Here is a 622-nt window from a genome sequence, read left to right as displayed (position 1 = left end):
TTTCGATACAGGTGATCAGTTTCAAGAGCCGCGGACGTCCAATGTGATTTCTGTAAAGCTGGCGTCGTCGCCGGCCTTTTCTTCTTTGCGCGGCGCCGTGACCAGGCGTTGGCCCGGCGCTTCGTTCTGCAGCCGCCAGAGCAGGTTGGTCGGCGAGTCAGCGAACGCCAGGCCTTCCTCTCGGGTGATGGTGCCTTCGGTGATGAGCTTGGCGAAATGCTCTTCGTAGGTCTGCGAACCCTCGGCGATGGACTTTTCCATCGCCTCCTTCACGCCGGCGAAATCGCCCTGCTCGATGAGCTCGGACGTCAGCTTGGTGTTGAAAAGGATCTCGACGACGGGCACGCGCCCGCCCGTCGTGGCGCGCACGAGGCGCTGCGACACGATGGCCTTGAGGCCTGCCGCCAGGTCGTTCAGCAACGCCGGGCGGGACTCGGGCGTATAGAAGGACAGGATGCGGTTCAACGCGTGGTAGGTGTTGTTGCCGTGCAGCGTGGCGAGCACCAGGTGGCCCGACAGTGCATAGCTGATGGCCGCCGTCATGGTGTCGCGGTCGCGGATTTCGCCGATCAGGATGCAGTCGGGTGCTTGGCGCAGCGCGTTCTTCAGCGCGATCTGCAGC

Annotated in this window: 1 protein-coding gene; it reads right to left on the bottom strand. The window is 63.3% G+C overall.

What is annotated here, in order from left to right:
* Positions 1-21: 21 nt before the first annotated feature.
* Positions 22-622 (bottom strand): ATPase, T2SS/T4P/T4SS family (locus AC1DU6_RS34630; protein WP_477863035.1); only part of this gene is annotated, 601 nt, incomplete at its 5' end.

The sequence above is a fragment of the Roseateles sp. P5_B10 genome, assembly GCF_056400485.1.
Note: the sequence above shows the minus strand (reverse complement) of the source record. Positions and strands in the feature narration are given on the sequence as shown.